At 71.9% G+C, this 3,669-nt stretch carries 2 protein-coding genes; both read right to left on the minus strand.

What is annotated here, in order from left to right; genetic code table 11:
- Positions 1-1,204: 1,204 nt before the first annotated feature.
- Positions 1,205-1,762, minus strand: a complete 558-nt coding sequence (tpg, locus tag V7E45_RS39315; RefSeq protein ID WP_333779086.1) for a telomere-protecting terminal protein Tpg — start codon at positions 1,760-1,762, stop codon at positions 1,205-1,207.
- Between the two features lie 22 nt (positions 1,763-1,784).
- Positions 1,785-3,669 (minus strand): telomere-associated protein Tap (gene tap, locus V7E45_RS39320; protein WP_333779087.1); only part of this gene is annotated, 1,885 nt, incomplete at its 5' end.

Raw genomic sequence — 3,669 nt, forward strand, 5'->3', positions numbered from 1 at the left:
CATCGCCATCGGCGGTGTTCTCGCTTCCTCCGGATCAAGCAAATCCAGTATCAGCATGTCCACCACTCAGGGGGAGGCCCCCAGACCCGGTGAACCTTCCCGGTCACGGCACTGGCTACGGCGAACGGACATGTAGCGCAAGATGATGCTCGGGGCTGACCGAGTGCGCCCAGCACGCACCAGCCCTCAGCACGGCACCAACCCTGAGCTCCGGCGCGGCCCCGGACAGGACAGGGTCCGCGAGCCTTTTTCAGGCGGCCGCTCGGACGTCGCCCTGTGCGAGGGCCGCAGCGCCTTCCGCGGGGGCGGGCACGGCGCACCCAGGCCGAGCGGCCAGCAGCGCCTGCCCCCGGCCGCCCCACCACAGCACGGCCCCCGCCCGTAGGAGCACCGACCGGGCCGGGCAGCACGCCCCGGCTCACTGCGTCCCAACGCGGCGCGCCGCCAGCGGCGGCGGTGAGGAGACAAATGCTGTGCCCACACGGGTATTTCTGCCGTGACGGGCACCTTCCATACACCGGGGATGGGCGTCGGTCCCAGGGGCAGTCGGACAGCGAGCACTCCCCGCCCCACAGGCGCTCCTTGACGCGCCTACCGTCCAGGGACACGTTCATGGCGGACAGGGCGACGCCGGCTGTGCGGCGGGGTGTGAGGTCGCGGGGCTCTACCGGCGGCGGGCCGGCACAACCCCGCTCCCGGCCTCATCAGGCTGCGCGGCGCAAGCCTTCCATGGACGGCCGTTACCCTGCCGCGGCGGACTTGGCGCCTCACGTCGGCCGGAACAGACGGGGCCGTTGGCGCGGGAACGCCGCTTTCACCGGCGGTCGGCCCGCGCGCGCAGGATGGCTCAAAGCCGCTGTGGGCGCAGGCTCGGCGTGGGGTGACACTGCAGCCAGAAAGATCACTCACAGCTCACGGGGGAGTTGTCCATGAAGACCTTGATCGCCTTGGCCGTTGCCGTCCGCGACACCTTCACGGGGCGCCGGTCGCTCACCAGACGCATCGACCCCGCTGCTCGCGGGCGCCGGCACGACCGGGACGCGAGCCTTCCCGGCCACTACGTAGCCGCGTCACGTCACCTCATCACATCGCCTGCTTCGCCTCGTCGCGTGCGGCGTCCATGGCATTGGCGAACTGTTCCTGACGCCCCTGCAGCCACAACTCGCCTTTCCCGCTTCCTGCCCTGTCCGGCCCCTTGACCGGGCTACAGCTCGAAGTCGAGGTCGATCAGGTCGGTGAGTTCGACTTCGAGGCCGTGGGCGCGACGGCCGTTGTCGCGGAAGTAGACCTCGCCGAGGGCTTCGGCGGTGATCTGGCGGAGCTGGTCGTCGGTGAGGCCGGCTTCCTGGGCTTGGAAGAGACGGGCGGCGTGGTCGGGGGGCAGGGCGAGGGTGAGGTGGCGTACGCGGGCGTCGTCGGTGCTGCCGGGGGCGGCGGTGTAGCCGAACCGGGCCTGGACATCGATCATGATGCCGCCGGTGGTGGCCGCGACCTGTTTGGCCTTGGCCCTGACCTGCGGCTGCCAGCGCGCACGGACTTCACGCTCGAGACGGTCGGCGAGCTCCGGCCGGGGCTTCTTGATCTGGTTCTTCACATACCGTTCGACGGTGCGCTGGCTGATGCCGAGCAGCTCGGCCACGCGCCGGGTGCTGCGGTGGTGCCGGCGGACCAGGTAACGCATCTGCGCTCCGGCGGTCTTCGGGATGGGGCGCGTGAACGCGCCCTGGACCGCCTTGTCGAGTTCGTCGCCGACCGTGACCATCGACCCCTGCCCCCCTTTGCTTCTACTCTCCGGTGTCCTTGGTGGTGACCTCGCCGGTCTTGATGTAGCGGGCGAGGTTGGCGACGTGGCCGTCACCGGCGAGCTCCTCGAGGACGTTGGCACCCCACAGCACGCTCTGGGTGCCCTCGTGCTTGACCATCCCGGGGGAGACGCCGAGCCGGAAGGAACCGGGCACGGTCTTCCCTTCGGCGTCGTAGGGCAGGACGTCCAGCGGGCTGGGCCCGTCGGCGGCGTACACGGCGCAGTCGGAGAGCACCGCGACCGGATACCGGCCGGTGGCCGCGGCCAGGTGCAGCATCTTGCGGTGCATGTTGATCCGGGCCCGGGAGATGACCGCGGCGCGGATGTCGGGGCGCCAGGTGGGGCGGGCGAGGGCGGCCCATGGCTGCCCCGGTTTCCAGCCGCCGCCGCGGGCTTTCTCCTGCAGCTTGCCGATGCCGCCCTTGACGGTCATCTTGATGGCGTCCACGACGATTCCCGCCTCCGGGTCGCGGCTCTTGTAGCCGTCCATCGCCTTGAGGAACTCGTGCGGGGGCAGCTTCTCGTCCACTCCCAGGTCCGCCATGGTGGCGACGTAGGCGTCGCGTAGCCGCTTGTACCAGCCGTCCAGGACCCGGCCGCTCTCGCGGCGCACCCACGCTTCCACCGGGTTGACGTCGTAGCCGAGTTCGACGGCGTAGGCCACGGTGGGGGTGGCGTACCAGGCGGGGCCCTCGGGCGGCCGGCCGGTCGGCGTGAACGGGCTGGGCAGCAGGGCGCCGTCGAGGTCGCGCCATTGCTTGCCGACCTTCACCCGGTTCAGGTCGACGTGGGAGAGGTCGACCAGCCACGAGCCGGGCAACGCCGCATCGAACGCCGGGCTGGTGACGTGCTCGGGCGGTGAGGCGAGGCCGACGACGGCGCCGTTGGCGGCCGCACCGAAGGCGAGGTTGACGTCGATGCCGACCAGGTGGCGCTTCATGCACTCCTCATCGGTGAGATCCCGCGCCCAGTCATAGGCCTCCTCGAACAGCCGCTCACCGGGGCCGCGCACGTGGAAGCGGGGCAGGTCGGCGAGGACGGGGTGTCCGTCGGTCGCCTCGCACGGGGCCGGGTCCATCGGTTCCGTGCCCAGCGAGCCGGGCCGGTGCTCGGAGTGCCGCTTGCCGTCGGCGTCCGGCTCACTCGCCCGGGTGGGCGGGTTGAGCGCGGTCATCAGTTGCAGGCCGGTGACGGCTGTGGACCCCACCGGTGTCATCACCCGCGTCGCGTACACACCCAACACCTGCGCCAGTGCCGCCGGCTCAAGCTGGGCGGCATGCCCCCACGCGCGGCCATCGAGGGCGCGCCAGGAAGGGATGCACAGCTGCACGCACTGCCGCCGCCCGCCGTGGGCGGGGCGGTAGATCCGCGCCCACGGTCCCAGCCCCCGCCGGGTCAGCTTCCACTCGGCCCGCTGAAGCTGCTTGATGGCCTTGTGCCCCTCGGGGAGCCGCCCGGCGAGCCGCTCCTCGTGCGACAGCGCGGCGGGCAGGCCGTAGCGCTCGCACGCCGCCTCGGTGAGCACCAGCAGCGGATCGGCGTCCTTACCCGAACCGTGCAGCCGCTCCGCCCCGAGCTGTCCCTCGGTCAGCGTCCACTCGACCAGGGCGGGAAGGGACTTGGCGGGCACGTCCACGATCAGGCCGCCGACGCCGTAGCCGGTCACATTCCGCTCGGCGTCGGCGTCGAGGACAAGCAGCGGACCGTGCGCGTACGCGCCACCGGCCGCGGGCGTGTTCGCCGGGGCCGCCTTCTTCGCGCCCGGGCTGCGCGATGCTGTCACCGGCCGGGACGTCGCAGCCGAGGCGGCAGCAGAAGCGGGGGCTGCGGGCGCGGCGGGGGCAGCGGGCGCGGGGGTGTCGGAC

Source organism: Streptomyces sp. IBSBF 3136, assembly GCF_036815105.1.
Lineage (GTDB): Bacteria > Actinomycetota > Actinomycetes > Streptomycetales > Streptomycetaceae > Streptomyces.

Bases quoted from the DNA above. Each gene is read 5' to 3' on its own strand.
- tpg (WP_333779086.1), bottom strand. From the start codon at position 1,762: ATGGTCACGGTCGGCGACGAACTCGACAAGGCGGTCCAGGGCGCGTTC.